At 70.4% G+C, this 16973-nt stretch carries 13 protein-coding genes; 9 read left to right on the forward strand and 4 right to left on the reverse strand.

Features of this window, described 5'->3' with window-relative positions; translation table 11 throughout:
• Positions 1 to 96 precede the first annotated feature (96 nt).
• On the reverse strand, positions 97 to 561 hold the full coding sequence (locus QR77_RS37460) for a type II toxin-antitoxin system PemK/MazF family toxin (protein WP_052489356.1): 465 nt from the start codon (positions 559 to 561) through the stop codon (positions 97 to 99).
• 141 nt (positions 562 to 702) lie between these two features.
• Between QR77_RS37460 and QR77_RS37465 the strand changes: the two genes are divergently transcribed.
• Positions 703 to 975 (forward strand): hypothetical protein, encoded by a 273-nt coding sequence (locus QR77_RS37465; RefSeq protein ID WP_052489357.1) that lies wholly within the window; start codon positions 703 to 705, stop codon positions 973 to 975.
• Between the two features lie 208 nt (positions 976 to 1183).
• Positions 1184 to 2620, forward strand: a complete 1437-nt coding sequence (locus QR77_RS37470) for an aldehyde dehydrogenase family protein (protein ID WP_040029333.1) — start codon at positions 1184 to 1186, stop codon at positions 2618 to 2620.
• A 41-nt stretch (positions 2621 to 2661) separates the two neighbouring features.
• Here QR77_RS37470 and trxA read toward each other — a convergent pair whose 3' ends face one another.
• Complete coding sequence (gene trxA, locus QR77_RS37475) at positions 2662 to 3051, reverse strand: thioredoxin (protein ID WP_040026439.1); 390 nt, start codon at positions 3049 to 3051, stop codon at positions 2662 to 2664.
• Positions 3052 to 3193: 142 nt separating this feature from the next.
• On the opposite strand from trxA, the gene QR77_RS37480 reads away from it, so the two are divergent.
• On the forward strand, positions 3194 to 4624 hold the full coding sequence (locus QR77_RS37480) for an NAD(P)/FAD-dependent oxidoreductase (protein ID WP_173476403.1): 1431 nt from the start codon (positions 3194 to 3196) through the stop codon (positions 4622 to 4624).
• A 221-nt stretch (positions 4625 to 4845) separates the two neighbouring features.
• Positions 4846 to 7665 (forward strand): BTAD domain-containing putative transcriptional regulator, encoded by a 2820-nt coding sequence (locus tag QR77_RS37485; protein WP_236710967.1) that lies wholly within the window; start codon positions 4846 to 4848, stop codon positions 7663 to 7665.
• 505 nt (positions 7666 to 8170) lie between these two features.
• Here the strand turns inward: QR77_RS37485 and QR77_RS37490 are convergent.
• Entirely contained in the window at positions 8171 to 8419 is a 249-nt protein-coding gene (locus QR77_RS37490) for a hypothetical protein (RefSeq protein WP_040026441.1), read from the reverse strand.
• A 123-nt stretch (positions 8420 to 8542) separates the two neighbouring features.
• Positions 8543 to 8758 (reverse strand): hypothetical protein, encoded by a 216-nt coding sequence (locus QR77_RS37495; RefSeq protein WP_040026443.1) that lies wholly within the window; start codon positions 8756 to 8758, stop codon positions 8543 to 8545.
• A gap of 311 nt (positions 8759 to 9069) precedes the next feature.
• Here QR77_RS37495 and QR77_RS37500 point away from each other — a divergent pair, with 311 nt between their 5' ends.
• From QR77_RS37500 to QR77_RS37520, 5 genes are all read left to right on the forward strand, one after another.
• Positions 9070 to 10038: a threonine/serine dehydratase gene (locus tag QR77_RS37500; RefSeq protein ID WP_040026444.1), complete on the forward strand. Its 969-nt coding sequence runs from the start codon at positions 9070 to 9072 to the stop codon at positions 10036 to 10038.
• 71 nt (positions 10039 to 10109) lie between these two features.
• A complete protein-coding gene (locus QR77_RS37505; RefSeq protein WP_040026445.1) occupies positions 10110 to 11084 on the forward strand; it encodes an ornithine cyclodeaminase family protein in 975 nt (324 codons plus the stop codon).
• 579 nt (positions 11085 to 11663) lie between these two features.
• Positions 11664 to 13250 (forward strand): gamma-glutamyltransferase, encoded by a 1587-nt coding sequence (locus QR77_RS37510; protein ID WP_063798127.1) that lies wholly within the window; start codon positions 11664 to 11666, stop codon positions 13248 to 13250.
• Positions 13251 to 13455: 205 nt separating this feature from the next.
• Positions 13456 to 16161, forward strand: a complete 2706-nt coding sequence (gene acnA / locus QR77_RS37515; protein ID WP_040029336.1) for an aconitate hydratase AcnA — start codon at positions 13456 to 13458, stop codon at positions 16159 to 16161.
• Positions 16154 to 16942, forward strand: a complete 789-nt coding sequence (locus QR77_RS37520) for an MBL fold metallo-hydrolase (protein WP_160310995.1) — start codon at positions 16154 to 16156, stop codon at positions 16940 to 16942. Before acnA ends, QR77_RS37520 begins: the two co-directional genes overlap by 8 nt.
• Positions 16943 to 16973 lie beyond the last annotated feature (31 nt).

Genomic DNA, 16973 nt, shown 5'->3' on the forward strand with positions numbered 1-16973 from the left:
ACGGGGGTGTTCGGCGAGTACAGCCGGGATGAGATCCCGAGCCTGGCCGGCCCAGGAGCCGGTTCCCAGGAGCCGGCTCAGGGCCCAACAGCCGGTTCAGGCCCAGCCGTAACGCTCCTTGAGGCGGTTCACGACCAGGTTGAAACGCCCCCGGTCGAGCGCGCACGCCTCGCGCCGCATGCCCTCCTCGTGGAGCCTCATCACCCGGTCGATGGCCACCCACGAGTCGCGGCCCGCGCGGTCCCAGGGCCCGACGCCGATCGGCACCCAGTCGCGGTCCTGGTTGTGCTCCTTGCTGGAGAGCTGGACGGCGAGCAGCGTGCCGGCGGGCTCACGGGCGACCACGAGGACCGGGCGGTCCTTGCCACGCCCGTCGTTCTCCTCATAGGGCACCCACGTCCAGACGATCTCGCCGGGGTCGGGATCGCCGTCGTGGGCGGGTGCGTACGACGTGTGGACCTTGCCCACTTCGCGGGGCTCGGCCTCGGTGGTGGCGGTGGGGCCGTTGCGTCCGGGGAAGTCTTCGCCGGCGTGGTCAGGGGCTATGGGTGAGTGGGTCATCCGCAAGACGTTAGAACGTCCGTCGGAAGGCCCGTGGGGCGGGTCTCCCGACATGCCGTCAGGCCGTTTTCCCGGGCAGCCGGAGTACGCGGGGAGCGGGGCGGCGTGCGCGCCGGGCGCGGGATGGTTAGCGTCACCCGTATGACTAGTGTTCCGCAGAGTTTTGAGATCCTTCTTGTGGCCGAGTTCGCCGAGGGCCGCGACGCAGGACCGCCCCCGCCGGCGAACGCGCTGCGCTCGGCCGTTGTCGAGTTCACCGGCAAGCTCGGCGCCTCCGGTTACCCCCGCTACGCGGGCAACGGCATGGAGGCGGACATCGACCCCGAGACGCGCACGGTGGAGGCGGTGCTGATCGACGGGGACGAGCTGGACTACGGCCTGTCCGTACGGGTCGTGGAGCCACAGGCCGGCTGACCCCGGCAGGAAGCGGGGCGGGGCGGTACGGCGGCGATCGCCGTACCGTCCAGGACCGTTGACACCGGACGGCGCCGGGCAGAGACTCGGGGCCGCCCGGCTGTGGGTCGCGGCGGCCGCAGGCCGTACGTACGAACTCTCCGATACCGCACGGGACATGGTCCAGGCCGGGCGCCAACTCGCCAGCGCCGAACGACCGGAGAACCCGTTGTCCCTGATCGATCCGAAGACATGGCAGCCCGGGGGGCTCTCCGGGGGCGGGTACGAGGTCGTGGAGCCCGCCACCGGCGACCGGCTCGGCACCGTCACACTCGCCTCGCCCGACGACGTCGAGGCCGCCGCTGAGGCGGCCGACGCGGCGTGGCGGGACTGGTCGCGCGCCCCGCACTTCGTACGCGCCGCTGTCCTGCGCCGCGCCGGCGACCTGTTCGCCGCGCACGCGGACGAGCTGCGGGAATGGCTGGTACGCGAGTCGGGATCGATACCCGGCAAGGCCGACTTCGAACTCCATGTGGCGGCCCAGGAGTGCTACGAGGCCGCCGCCCTCGCCTCCCGCCCCACCGGACAGACGCTGCCCACCGAGGAGCAGCGGCTCTCGTACACGCGGCGCGTCCCGGTCGGTGTCGTCGGGGTCGTCGCGCCGTTCAACGCGCCGCTGATCCTCTCCATCAGGTCCGTCGCCCCGGCGCTGGCCCTCGGCAACGCCGTCCTCCTCAAGCCCGATCCGCGTACGGCGGTCTGCGGCGGCCTCGCGCTCGCGGCGCTCTTCGCGGAAGCGGGCCTGCCCGAGCGGCTGCTGCACGTACTGCCCGGGGGCGCGGAGACCGGACAGGCGCTCGTCGCCGACGCCCGGGTGCCGGTGATCTCCTTCACCGGCTCGACGGCGGCGGGGCGCGCGGTCGGCGAGGCGGCAGGCCGGGCCCTCAAGCGGGCCCATCTGGAACTGGGCGGCAACTCCGCGCTGATCGTCCTGGCGGACGCCGACATCGAGGGCGCCGTCGCACAGGCCTCATGGGGATCGTTCTTCCACCAGGGCCAGATCTGCATGGCCACCGGACGCCATCTCGTGCATGCCTCGCTCTTCGAGGAGTACGTCGAACGGCTCGCGGCCAAGGCGGAGGCGATGGCCGTCGGCGACCCGTTCAGGGAGCAGGTCCACCTCGGACCCCTCATCGACTCCGGCCAGCTCTCCAAGGTGCACGCACTGGTGGAGGCGAGCACGGCACAGGGCGCGGTGATCGCCGCCGGCGGCACGTACAGCGACCTCTTCTACCGTCCCACCGTGCTCACGGGCGTCGACGACGACACACCCGCCTACGCGCAGGAGGTCTTCGGCCCTGTCGCGCCCGTCCGGTCGTTCGACACGCTCGACGAGGCCGCCGCTCTCGCGTCCCACGGCCCGTACGGGCTCTCCCTGGGCATCGTCACCAGGGACACGGCCCTCGGGCTCGAACTCGCCGACCGTATCCCCACCGGTGTCGCCCACATCAACGACCAGACGGTCAACGACGAGGCTGTTGCCCCCTTCGGCGGCATCGCCGCCTCGGGAACCGGAGCGCGGTTCGGCGGCGACGCCAACCTGGAGGCGTTCACGGAGCTGCGGTGGACGACCGTACGGCGCGAACCCGCGGGCCACGCCTTCTGAGCCGTCCCTACCCGCACAGCGGGATCCGCCGGGGCGGGCGCTCAGGCCTCGGCGGCACCCGAGGCGTTGTTGGCGTCCGCCTCGGCGACCGACTTCCGTACCTCGTCCATGTCCAGCGCGCGCGCCTGGCCGATCACGTCCTCCAGGGCGGTCTCCGGCAGCGCACCCGGCTGGGAGAAAACAGCGACATTGTCGCGGACGATCATCAGCGTCGGGATCGACCGGATCTCGAAGGCGGCGGCCAGCTCCTGCTGCGCCTCCGTGTCGACCTTGGCGAAGACCAGGTCGTCGTGGCGCTCCGAAGCCGCGTCGTAGACCGGGGCGAACTGGCGGCACGGACCGCACCAGGAAGCCCAGAAGTCGATCAGAATGAAGTCGTTCTCCGACACCGTCTGGTCGAAGTTCTCCTTGGTGAGTTCCACAGTGGCCATTGCCTGCTACCTCTTCCTGCTCTCAGGTGGTGAAGCCGCCTGGCACAACGGCACACACCGCCGCCGTATTCCAGACCCGTATCCCACGCCCATTCCCGAAGATCGTGTAGCCATGCGGCGTGACGCGGACAAGACTGTGACCATGACGCAAGCGATGGAGTACGACGTTGTGGTGCTGGGTGCCGGACCGGTGGGGGAGAACGTCGCCGACCGGACCAGAGCGGCCGGTCTGAGCACCGCGGTGGTGGAGAGTGAGCTGGTCGGCGGTGAGTGCTCGTACTGGGCCTGCATGCCCAGCAAGGCGCTGCTGCGCCCGGTGATCGCACGCGCGGAGGCCCGCCGCGTTCCCGGGCTGCGGGCGGCGGTGCAGGGCCCGCTGGACACGGCGGCCGTTCTCGCCAACCGTGATTACTTCACCTCGCACTGGAAGGACGACGGCCAGGTCCAGTGGATCGAGGGTATCGGAGCCGACATCCACCGGGGCCGTGGCCGGCTCTCGGGGCCCAAGCAGGTCACCGTGACCGGCGCCGACGGCGAGGAAACCGTCCTCACCGCGCGCCACGCCGTCGCCGTGTGCACGGGCAGCCGGGCCGTCGTGCCCGACCTGCCGGGGCTGGCCGAAGCCAAGCCGTGGACGAGCCGCGAGGCGACCAGCTCCCAGGAGGTCCCCGGGCGGCTGCTGGTCGTCGGCGGGGGAGTGGTCGGCGTTGAGATGGCCACGGCCTGGCGCGCGCTGGGCTCGGAGGTCACCCTGCTGATCCGGGGCGGCGGCCTGCTGCCCAAGATGGAGCCCTTCGCCGGCGAACTCGTGGCGGACGCGCTGAGGGAGGCGGGCGCCACGATCCGTACGGGCGTCTCCGTCGCCTCGGTCGAGCGCCCGGGCGGTACGGGGCCGCTCACCGCCGTCCTGGAGGGCGGCGAGCGCCTGGAGGCGGACGAGATCCTCTTCGCCACCGGCCGCGCCCCGCGCACCGACGACCTCGGCATGGAGACGGTGGGCCTCAAGAACGGCGCCTGGCTGGAGGTGGACGACACCTGCCGCGTCCCGGACAGCGACTGGCTGTACGCGGTCGGGGACGTCAACCACCGCGCCCTCCTCACCCACCAGGGCAAGTACCAGGCGAGGATGGCCGGAGCGGCGATCGCGGCCAGGGCCCAGGGCGTTCCGCTGCTGGAGACCGACCGCTGGGGCGCCCACGTGGCGACCGCGGACCACGCGGCAGTCCCGCAGGTCGTCTTCACGGACCCCGAGGTCGCCTCGGTGGGCCTCACCCTCCACGAGGCCCAGGCGGCGGGCCACAACGTACGGGCGGTCGACTACGACCTCGCCGGTGTGGCGGGCTCGTCCCTGTACGCGGACGGCTACACCGGCCGCGCCCGCATGATCGTCGACCTGGACAGCGAAACGCTGCGCGGGGTCACCTTCGTAGGATCGGGCGTCGGCGAGATGCTGCACTCGGCCACGATCGCGGTGGTGGGCGAGGTCCCGATCGACCGCCTGTGGCACGCGGTGCCCTCGTACCCGACGATCAGCGAGATCTGGCTGCGGCTGCTGGAGACGTACCGCGGCTGAGGACTCCTGAACGTCTCTCTGATGCGGTGCGGGGGTCTCAACCGACCTGTTTTTCCGGGGTGTTCGCGCTGTCCCGGGAACCGTCGGTCCTGGAAGGGTTCCAGGACCGGATGGGCAGAACACGTTCCGTTCCCACCACGCACGGACTAGTTTGAGCTTCACACTGGGGGTGGGGCGGCGTGGTTGTGGGATTCCGATTACTCGGCACGATAGAGGCCTGCGTGAACGGCCTACCGGCGGATATGGGCCACACTCGGCAGCGTTGTGTGCTGGCGGCACTGCTCGTGGATGCCAATCGCACCGTGCCGGTCGACCAGCTCGTCGACCGTGTGTGGGGAGAGCGTGCGAGCGGGGGCACCAAGGGAACGCTGTACGGCTATCTGTCCCGTCTGCGCGGGGCGCTGGCCGCCGCCGGAGGCGTCCGGATCGTGCGACGGTCCGGCGGCTACGTCCTGGAGACCGATCCGGAAACGGTGGATCTGCACCAGTTCCGCGCTCTGGTCGTCCGGGCCCGTGCCGACGGTGACGAGCGGGCGGCAGTGCTGCTGAAACAGGCGCTGGGGCTGTGGCGGGGGGAAGCGTTCGCCACCGTCGACAGCCCGTGGTTCCGTGACCTGGGCCAGACTCTGGAGCGCGAGCGGTTCTCGGCCGAGCTGGACAGCAACGACATAGCGCTGCGGTGCGGGCGGCAGGCGGGGCTGCTGCCCGGCCTCGTCGCCCGCACCGAGGAACATCCGCTGGACGAGCGGCTGGCCGGTCAGCTCATGCTCACCCTGTACCGGGAGGGGCGTTCCGCCGACGCGCTGTCCCACTACGGGCGGACGCGGCGGATCCTGGCCGGTCAGCTCGGTATCGATCCAGGGGCACCGCTGCTCCGGCTTCACCAGCAGATCCTCACCGGTGACCCGGCGCTGGCCGTACCCGGACGCGGCGCGACGGCCGGGCCCCGGCCCATCCCGCCGGCCGGTCCACCGACGGGTCCGTCCGTCCTGGTGCCTCGCCAGCTCCCCGCCTCGCCGCGGTGGTTCACCGGCCGGGATCAACAACTCGCTGAACTCACGAAAACCCTTGACCTCCCCGGTGAGCTGGGCGGCGGGATGACCATTTCCGCGATAGGCGGCAGCGGCGGAATCGGCAAGACCTGGCTGGCCGTGCACTGGGCGTACGAGAACCTCGATCGATTCCCGGACGGACAGCTCTACGTCGACCTGCGCGGTTTCGATCCCTCCAACGAGCCCGTCGCGCCCGCCGTGGCCGTACGGGGCTTCCTCGACGCCCTGGGGGTGGAACCCGGCGCCATGCCGGTGGATCCGCAGGCGCAGACCGGGCTCTACCGCAGTCTGGTCGCCAACCGGCGGATGCTGATCGTGCTCGACAACGCGGCCGACGCCGACCAGGCGGCCACCCTGCTGCCGGGCAGCGCCACATGCGCGGTGCTGGTCACCAGCCGCCGACGGCTCACAGGTCTGGCGACCGCACACGGAGCCGGGATCATGACGCTCGACGGACTGACCGGTCCCAAGGCCCGCGAGCTGCTGGGCCTTCATGTGGGCGAGGAGCGCGCGGCTGCCGAGCCCGAGGCCGTCACCGCCCTGCTGGACCACTGCGCGGGGCTGCCTCTGGCGATCAGCGTCGTGGGAGCCCGCGCGGCAGCCCACCCGCGTTTCCCGCTGGCCGTGCTGGCCGAAGAACTCGCGGACCAGTCGGCGCGGCTGGACGCGCTGGACGCGGGCGATCTCGCGGCCAACGTACGCGCGGTCTTCACCGTCTCGTACCGCGCTCTCGCCGCGGAGAGCGCGGAGGTGTTCAGGCTGCTGGGGCTGGCCCCGGGCCCCGAGATCGGGCTGGCGGCGGCCGGCAGCCTCATCGCGAGACCGGCCGGAGCCACCCGCGCGGTACTGCGAGAGCTGGAGACCGTGCACCTGGTGCGGCAACCGGTACCGGGCCGCTATCAACTGCACGATCTCGTCCGCCTGTTCGCCGCCGAACGCGCCGGGGAGGACCAGCCGGAGGAGTCCCGCCGTCAGGCTCTGCGGCGCGTCACGGACTTCTACCTGCACACGGCGTACAGCGGTGACCGCGTCCTGGGCCCGTTCAGCCATCACTCCCTGGAGCTCGGCCGGCCGGCCGACGGCTCGGCGGCCCTGACACTGCCCGACCAGAGCGCGGTCATGGCCTGGTTCCGTACGGAGCACGTCTGCCTGCTCGCCGCACAACGGCTCGCCGTCGACCAGGAGTGGGACGTCCCCGCGTGGCAACTCGCCCGGGTCCTCGACGGCTTCATGTGGCGGCAGGGCCGCCTGCACGACCACATGGCGCTGTGGCGCACGGGCCTCGCCGCGGCCGAGCGGCTCCACGACGTATCCGTACGGGCATGGGCGCACCGGCGTCTGGCCCATGCCTGCGCCAGAGCCGGGGAGCACGACAACGCACTCGAACACGCCCGCCTGGCCCTGCGCTCGGCGGAGGAGGCCGGCGACGCCGGCGAACAGGCACGCGTCCACGACGTCGTCGCCTGGGCCTGGGCCCGTCAGGGCGACGACCGGCAGGCTCTGTCGCACGTCCGGCACGCGCTGCGTCTGCACCGCATGGGCGACGACCCGCTCATGGTGGCGAACGCCGTCAACGGGGTGGGGTGGTACGAGGCCCGTCTGGGCGACTACGAACAAGCTCTGGCCCACTGCGAGGAAGGCCTCGCCATCCACCGCCGGCGCGGCTTCCGCGACGGAGAGGCCTGCACCCTCGACAGCCTCGGCTACATCGCCCACGCCGCCGGCCGCCACGTCGAGGCGCTTGTCCACTACGGGCACGCCCGTGAGCTGTTCCACGACCTCGGCAACACCTACGAGGAAGCCAACACCCTGGCCAACCTGGGCGACGTCCACCTCGGCCTCGGCCGGCACGACGAGGCCCGCGAGAGCTGGGAGCGGGCCACCGGCCTCTACCGGGCCCAGCACCGTGAGAAGGACGTCGAACGGCTCAGGACCAAGCTGGAGGCGAGGACGACGACGGAGGTGACCGGGCGACCCGGCGACGGCTGAGGTCCGCCCCCGGGACGGCCCGGTCCGTCACCGCGCCGCACGCGTCCACGTCCGTGGCGGCCGCGGTGCGAGGCGCTCCGCGGCCGGAGCCCCGGCGCGCGGCAGACCGCCCCCCGTCGGCCTGCCGCGCTCATCCGCGACATCGGTATCGGCATCGGCATCGGACGAAACCGGCATCGGACGAAACCGCGACCGCGGTCGAAGTCCACGACAGCGCGGCCCACCGCCGATGCCAGACCTGCCTCCCCGCTGGGCGCGCTCCCCCATACGCCCAGCCCGCGTCCACGGACAACTCCAGGACCGTCCCCCGACAGCCCGCCCCTCCCCCTCATCACCGTCCAGAACGGACAGCGACTCCACCTCACCGCAACCGGAATCCGCCCCACACCGAGCCCCACACGGCAGAAGAAACACCAACTGCGGGATCCGGCTTGCGACCGTCACGACGGGCCCTGTTCAGCCCGCGGACGGGTGTGCTTCGCGAGCCGGGCCGGAGACGAAGGGGTTACTCAACCCACACTATGAGCGCGTACCCGCCGAAGACCGAGGTGCAGTAGGCGGGGCCGGCGTAGGACGCCACCAGGTCGTAGCAAGCCGACTCGGAGTAGGTGCCGAGATTCTCCCAGTGCCCGGCCGCGGCCACTGCCGTGTTCGTCCGGGCGGGCGCCGCGGGGGCCGCCTGTGCGGTGGCTGCGCCACCCACCAGAATGGTGGCCCCGAGGGTTATGCCGGTGAGCAACATCCGTGCGCGCATGTGTGTCTCTCCTTGTCACTTCGACCAAGGCCGGGGGGATGGACGGTTGTCCGATCCCGGTTGCATCCGGCTGATGCCCACCATGCCGGGAGGGTCTTGGGGAAACCTTGGGAAAAGCTGCGATCAGGGCACTTGACGAGCTCCGGACGGCGTTCGGAGGATGACCAACCGCCGCTTGCCGGGCAGCACGGAGCTGAGCGAGCCGGCGAGGCTGGGGACGATCAGCGAGGCGGCCTCGGTGCCGGGCACGACGACGCTCTGCTCGTCGAGGGCTTCGGAGATGTCCTCGACCAGGGCCTCGACCAGCCGCGGGGTCTTGGGCCGCAGCAGGGCCACCACGGCTGCAGGCGTCTGCTGCCGTGGCGTAACGCATCCTTACTGAAGGTCCACTTGGCCTGTACGCTATAGGCTATATTCCTGCTAGCGTCGATGTGGTGATGCTCTCCGAGGGGCACCGCAGCCTCCGCGTGACTGACGGCCTCGCGGGTGGCACACAGGTCGAGTCCGGGGGAGGAGCACAGGTGGCGCGCAAGAGGAGGGCCGTCGATGTCCGTAGCCGCATGTAGGCCGAGGATTCCGGAAGATTCCTCCTCTTGATTTCCCTTTCCGAGAAACTCGTTCAGCGGGGCACCGAGCGCGGGAGTTCAAGCATGGTCAGCCTTTTCGAGAGAATATTGGAAGCTCACGAAGGAATTCGCCCTGATGTTCCGGTAACCACGCTTGAACGCAGCACCCTTCTCTCCCGTGAGCTGCGGAGCGATGTCTGGCTGAAGACCGAGCACTTGATGCCGACAGGTTCCTTCAAGGTGCGCGGTTCGGCGAACAAGATCCGCACCCTCGGCTCGGCCGCGAAGCGTACGGGCGTGATCACGGCGTCCACCGGCAACCACGGGCAGGGGGTGGCCCGCGCCGGCAAGCTGGCCGGCGTCGGAGTCACCGTGTATGTCAGTCACTCGACCACGAAGTCGAAGATGGCGGCGATCGAGGCCTTGGGCGCGGAACTCGTGGTGATCCAGGGGAGCGCGCTCGACGCGGAGAAGGAGGCGCGCCGCCAGTCGGAGCTGCGGGGGAAGCCGTACGTCGCCCCCTACAACGATCTCGACACGGTCGCAGGGCAAGGCACTCTGGGCGTCGAGCTCTTCGAGCAGGCGAGTGATCTCGACGCGGTGTTCGTCTGCGTCGGCGGAGGCGGTCTCATCGGCGGAGTCGGCACGGCGCTCAAGGCGTTGAGTCCCAGGACCCGCGTCGTCGGCGTCTGGCCCAAGGCGTCCACATGCATGCTCGACTCGCTGAACGCGGGTCGCATCGTCGAGACGCCGGAGTGCGAAACGCTCTCCGACGGCTCGACCGGAGCGGTGGAACCGGGTTCTGTCACCTTCCCGATCTGCAAGGAAGTGATCGACGAAACCCTGACCGTGAGCGAGGAGGAGATCGCGCACGCGATGCGCCTCGTGGCCGAAGGTGAACGGTGGATGATTGAGGGGGCTGCCGGCGTCGCCGTCGCCGGGCTGATACAGACGGCCGCGCGTTATCGCGGGAAGAAGGTGGCGGTCGTCCTCTGTGGTCGAAACATCGCGGTCGAGACGTTTCTCGACGCCATGAAGCGCGCGGGGGAGTGAACACCCATGGCCCTTCTTGCCGACGACAAGAACCGGCACCCCTTTCTTGCCCGGTGGATGCGAGGCTGCCGATGACCCTGCCCGTCTTCGACGCCGACACCATCCAGGACGCCGCCACACCGCAACTGGTTCTGGACACCGTCCGCGACGCGCTGATCGCTCACGCCGAGGGCAGGACCAACGTGCCACCACCGTTGGCCATGAAGTTTCCCGACGCGGACGGGGACTGCCACGTCAAGGCGGGGCAGATGGCCGGGGCCCCCGACTTCTCCATCAAGATCGCCACCAGTTTCTACCGCAACCCCTCGCTCGGCCTCCCCTCCGACCACGGGCTGATCTGCGTCGTCAGTGCGAAGACCGGCCAGATCCGAGCGATCCTCGACGACCACGGGCTGCTCACCGCCGTCCGCACAGCCGCCTGCGGAGCGCTGGTCACCCATGCGATGGCCCGGCCCGATGCCGGCACGCTCGGGGTCTTCGGTACGGGCCAACAGGCCCGTCTCCAGGCCCTCTGGCTCTCCCGGCTCCGTCCGCTCAGTGACGTACTCGTGCACGGCAGGACCTTGGAGACCTCCCGGACGGCCTGCGACTGGCTGATCGCACATCATCATCTGCCCGCCCGACCCGCCACCGCGCGGGAGGCGGCGGGCGCGGACATCGTCGTCACCACGACTCCCGCGACCCGTCCGGTTCTGGACGCCGCCCATGTGCGCGAGGGCGCGCACGTGACGGGGATCGGTACGGACATGTCGCACAAGAACGAGCTCCCGGCGGCCTTGTTCGGCCGTGCGGGCCTGATCGCCACGGACGATCATGCCCAGTGTCTCGACCACGGCGACTTCGGCCACGCCGTACGGTCCGGCACCACCACGGCGGACAGCGACATCCCGGCAGGCCTCCTGCTGAAGAGGCCCGCAGCGCGGCCGGACGCCGGGATCACGGTCGCCGACCTCACCGGCGTCGGAGCACTCGACGCCGCACTCGCCTCGGCTGTCCTGGACCTGATTCTGCGGGAGGGCGAGGAACCAGCGGGAAGGACGGGATGACTCCGCCGGCGCCTTGAGGGATCACACCGTACCCGGGCCCGACATCGTTCGTGTCCTTCTCGGACCCGGGCACCCGCACCGTACACACCGCGGAACAACAGGCCGATCACGAGGCGAAAAGCGTCGCTGACCCGCGCCTGACCGCCTCCTGGTATCGCGCCGTGAAGCCTGTCGCACTGCGCGGCACTGGCTTCCTTCACCGCGGATGCCACCAGGGCGGCGCCACCCCCTCTCGACCGACGAGCTCCGAGAGCCGTCCTCCCGTGCGCAGACCCAGCCGAGGCTGTGGCGCTCAAGTCGCTCCAGTCGGTCTGAGTTGCCGAGGAGCCGAAGCGGCCGGCGTGCAACGCATTGGCGATCTCGACCGGTCCGGTTGTCCTCGCGCATCCCTGGACGTACAGGTCCCGATCAGCAACGACCCTGTTAAGATAGCCTGTAACCTATAAGGAGAGTCGGAGGAAATCGGAGCGGACCACATCCCCGATGCGGTGCCGCCTGCGATCCCGTGGGGTCGTTATCGGTCTGCCTCCGCAGTCTGTTCCTCCTGCCCCGCCTCCACTACGAAGGACAGGTGCCTCGTTGGCCGAGACCATGGGCGCGATCGCCTCCCCGCACCACCTGGCGACGGAAGCGGGCGAGGCCGCGTATCGGGCGGGGGGTAACGCGATCGACGCCGCGCTGGCCGCGGCGATCGCGCTCACCGTCGTGTACCCGCACAACACCGCTGTCGGGGGAGACCTCGTGGCGCTCGTCCGGGACCCGAAAGGCTCCCTTGTCTGCGTCAACGCCACGGGAACGGCCCCCGCTGCCCGGAGCCTGGACGAGCTGCGCGAGCGCCACGGTGACCAACTGCCGACGAGGGGTCCCAGCACGATCACCGTGCCGGGCGCGGTACGCGGCTGGGAGGCGATCAGGAGCCGCGGCGCCGTGCTGGCCTGGGCCGAACACTTCCGGCTGGCCATCGAATACGCCGGCGACGGCGTGCCGGTCGCACGTTCGCTCGGTGCGGCGCTCGTCCACGACCGGGATGCCCTCGTGGAGGACCCCGGGGCCATGGAGGTGTTCGCACCCGGCGGCGAGCTCCTCCGGGAGGGCGCGCCGCTCATTCAGACACGTCTCGCGGAGTCGCTCAAGAAGATCGCGGCGAACGGTCCCGACGAGCTGTACGGCGGCTCGGTGGGCGCCGCGCTCGCCGCGGGCCTGCAGGCCAGGGGCTGCCCGCTGACGACGGACGACCTCGCGCGGTACGCGGCTCATGTCACTCCGGCGATCTCCGCGTCGCTGGGAGGCTTTGACGTACACACCAGTCCGCCCAACACGCAGGGGTTCGCGCTTCTGCGAACGCTGCGAGCCCTTACCGAGCTGGGCCTGGGCTCCTTCCCCGGGAGCGTTCCGGCCGACGTGCTGGGCCGCTTGTTCCTCGACGGCACCCGTGTGCGCGACACCCTCCTGGCCGACCCGTTGTTCTCTCCGGCCGACGTCGACAACGACGGCTTCGCCGAGATCGTCACGCAGCTCCGGTCCCGGAGCGTGCGTGCCCCGGGACCGGTCGCCACACCGTCCGTGCCACGTGGCGACACCGTCGGCATCGCCGCCGTTGATTCGAGCGGCTACGCGATCTCGATCATCCAGAGCGTGTTCGACAGCTTCGGTGCGGCCGTCCTCGAAGCGGACACGGGCATCCTCCTGCAGAACCGCGGCACGAGTTTCTCCCTGGACTCGCGGTCGCCCAACGTCATCCAGCCGGGCAAGCGGCCGAAGCACACGCTGATGCCCGTCATGGTCACGCGTGGCCGACGCGTCCGGTGGGTCAGTTCCACCATGGGCGGTCACGGCCAGCCGCAGATCCACGCCCAGGTGCTCATCCAGTTGCTCAACGGCAAGTCGCCGCGCGACGCGGTGAGCGCGCCGCGATGGGTGGTCGGCCCGCGGAGCCCCGGTGACACGTCCGACACCGTCCACTACGAGTCCGACGTGCCCGGGAGTACCGTCGCGCACCTGGTCGCGGACGGGTTTCCCGTACGTGAGGTGCCGGCCCGTACCGAATTCCTCGGCCATACGAATGTCGTCTCGGTCGAAGCGGACGGCACGCTGACCGCCGGAAGTGATCCCCGGTCCGACGGCTCGGCCGCCGTGCTGCCGGTCCCGGCTTCCGGAACGGTGTGAAGCCGCCGTGGACCTACCGGCCGCCCCGGAACTCTGTGCCTCGCGTGGCTGTCCTGTCCCGCAGCCGTCCTCGGCAGGCGTCCGGCCCTGACGCGGAGCTCAGACGCATGGGGCCGGCGGCCGGGGCGGAGGGCTGCTCGGCGTTCCTGTCGGCCGTTGTGCATATAGCCTATAAGATGGACACGGAGGGACCAATGTGAGCGCGATGCAGAAAGCGCCGTTGAACAGCTATCGGAGCCTCGCCCGCCTCGACCTGGCGGGCAGTGGCTTCCGTGTGCACCGCCTCGATGCCGTGGCCGGGGCCGAGCAGTTGCCGATGAGCCTCAAGATCCTGCTGGAGAACCTCCTCCGTCACGAGGACGGCCGCACGGTGACGGCGGATCACATCGCGGCGCTCGTGGCCGGCCGGACCGGCGCCGCCCAGGACGTCGTCTCCTTCTCGCCCTCGCGGGTGTTCCTGCATGACACCAACGGTGTCCCGGTGCTTACGGACATCGCCGCGCTGCGCGACGCGGTCGCCGCGGCGGGTGGCGACCCGCGGCGGGTGAGCCCTCACATCCCCAGTGATCTGACCGTCGACCACTCCATCTCCACCGAGGTGTCGGGGCGTCCGGACTCTCTGCGCGTCAACGTCGAGTTCGAGTACACGCGCAACGCGGAGCGGTACCGCTTCCTGAAATGGGGAGGACGGCTCAACGGCGTGCACGTCGTTCCGCCGGGCACCGGGATCATGCACCAGATCAACCTGGAGTACCTCGCGCAGGTCGTCCAGCGACGCGACGGATGGGCCTTCCCTGACACCTGTGTCGGCACGGACTCCCATACGACGATGGTGAACGCCCTCGGCGTGCTCGCCTGGGGCGTAGGCGGTGTCGAAGCCGAAGTCGCCCTGCTCGGGCAGCCCTTGAGCATGGCCGTGCCGGCTGTGGTCGGTGTCGAACTTGTGGGTGAGCTGTCGCCAGGCGTGACCGCGACCGATCTGGTGCTCACCATCGCCGAGACCTTGCGGGCCCACGGAGTGGTGGGGAAGTTCATCGAGTTCACCGGCACCGCGATCAGCGGGATCCCGCTGGCCCATCGTGCGACGATCTCGAACATGTGTCCGGAATTTGGTGCCACCGCCGCCATGTTCCCGATCGACCGCGCGACGCTGGACTACCTGCGGCTGACCGGTCGCCGGGAGGATCACCTCACGGCGGTGGAGACGTACGCGAAGGAACAGGGGCTGTGGCACGAGCCCGGCCTCCTCCCGCGTTACGACGAGCGGCTGACCGTCGACCTCTCCTCGGTCACCGCGTCGCTCGCCGGCCCGCGGCGTCCGCAGGACCGCGTCGCGCTGGGCGCGGTCGCCGCCAACGCCTCGGCCGCGATCGCACAGATCAAGTCGAACAGGGCCACCGGAGCCGCGAGCGCCTCCGGCCTGCCGTCCGACACGGTCCGCAGCACGCCCGCGCTGACGGCGGGAGGCGACGGGATCCGTGACGGCGCGGTCGCCATCGCCGCGATCACATCGTGCACCAACACGTCCAATCCGCACGTCATGATCGCGGCCGGCCTGCTCGCGCGCAACGCCCGTGCACGCGGACTGACCTCCAAGCCGTGGGTGAAGACGAGCCTGGCACCCGGTTCGAAGACCGTCACGGACTACCTGGCGCGCGCGGGGCTCTCCGAGCCGCTCGACGCACTCGGCTTCCACCTCGTCGGCTACGGCTGCATGACCTGCATAGGCAACTCGGGCCCGCTTCTGCCGAGCGCCGCGGAGGCGATCGCCGAACGGGACGTCGTCGTCGCCTCCGTGCTCTCGGGCAACCGGAACTTCGACGGACGGATCAATAACGACGTCTCGGTCAACTACCTGGCATCACCCCCGCTGGTCGTGGCCTACGCGCTCGCCGGATCGATCACCCACGACGTGATGACCGAGCCTCTGGGCGTGGACGCGGACGGTGTGCCCGTGATGCTCGCCGACCTGTGGCCGAGCGACGCCGAAATCGACGCGGTGGTGAGCGCCAACCTCACGCCCGAACTGTTCAGTGACGCCTACGCCGGCATCTTCGAGGGCGACGAGCGCTGGCGGGCGGTGCCCACGGCGAGCGGTGACCTGTTCGACTGGCCCGACGAGTCGACCTACTTGCGCCGCCCGCCGTTCCTCGACGGCGTCTCCGTCGAGACGACTCCACGGGGGGACATCCTCGGTGCCCGGACACTCATGCTGCTCGGGGACTCGGTCACCACCGACCACATCAGCCCGGCAGGGCGCATACCCGCGGGAAGCAGCGCGGGACGTTATCTCTCGGGGCTCGGCGAGCGCGATCTGAACACCTATGCCTCCCGCCGAGGCAATTTCGAGGTCATGGTGCGCGGCGGCTTCGCCAACCCACGGTTGCGAAACCTGCTGACGACGACCCACGGGGGCGGAGTCACCCCGGACTTCACCCGGGACGGCGCTGTCGTCCCCGTGTTCGAGGCCGCACAGTCCTACGCGGCTGCGGGAACCCGCCTGCTGGTCATCGCGGGCAAGGAGTACGGAACCGGATCGTCACGGGACTGGGCGGCGAAGGCGACCGCACTGCTGAAGGTCGACGCGGTCCTCGCGCGGTCCTTCGAGCGTATCCATCGGTCCAACCTGGTCCAACTCGGTGTGCTGCCACTGCAGTTCTTCGACGGCCAGAGCGCCGAGTCCCTCGGACTCGACGGTACGGAGACCTTCGACATCGTCGGGACGGGAGAATCGCTGCAGACCCCCTCGTCGACGGTGACCGTACGGGTCCGGCCGCGGACAGGCGAGCGTGCCGGATTCGAGTTCGAGGTCAGGGCGCGCCTGGACACCCCCCAGGAAGTCGTCTATTACGCCAACGGCGGTGTCCTGCCCTATGTCTACCGCCGATTCCTGCGAGGAGACATTGTCTGAGAAGCGGGGCCACGGGAGCCCGGCCGAACCCGCCGTCGGTGCGACACCCGCCGTGGGCGCCACACCCGCCGTCGACACTCTTCTCCTCGGCTTCGGACTCTCCTCCGAGCAGGGGAGCATCGGGTTCTGCGGCGTCTACCTCGTCAGCTCCGGGGCGCGGCGGATTCTCTTCGACTGCGCCCACGCGGGCCGCAGACGCGCGCTGTACCGCGCCCTCGCCCGCCGCGGGCTGACCCTCCGGGACATCGACACCCTGGTGCTCTCCCACGCACACTACGACCACATCCAGAACGCCGACCTCTTTCCCCACGCCGACGTCCTGCTGCATCCGGCGGAGGCCGACCATCTCGCCCGCGCACCCCTCGACGACCCGGTGACTCCTCCCTGGTCGGGGGCCATTCTGCGGTCGTTGTCCGTCCGAGCGGCCGGCGACGGCCTCGCCCTTGCCCCCGGTGTCACCGTCACGGCTCTGCCCGGGCACACCGCGGGTTCGATCGGACTCACCGTCGAGACCGCCGCCGGTACCGCCCTGCTGACAGGCGACGCGGTCTCCTCGGCACGTGCGCTGCGCTCGGGACGCTGCACCGTCATCTCCGCGGGCGAGGACGCAGCCGCGCGTTCGATGGAGCACGTGCGGGCACACGCGGATCTTGTGTACCCGGGCCACGACCGGCCCTTCACCGTCGTGGCCCGGGCCCCCGGAAGCTATCTGCTCCCTCGCGCGGACCTGGTCACGGCCGCGCCGGACCCCCTGACCGACAGATCCTCCGCCTCGCCCTGACGGGCGGCGCGCACCGACCGAGGAGAGGAAA

The sequence above is a fragment of the Streptomyces sp. 150FB genome, assembly GCF_000818195.1.
In the GTDB taxonomy this organism is placed as follows: Bacteria; Actinomycetota; Actinomycetes; order Streptomycetales; family Streptomycetaceae; genus Streptomyces.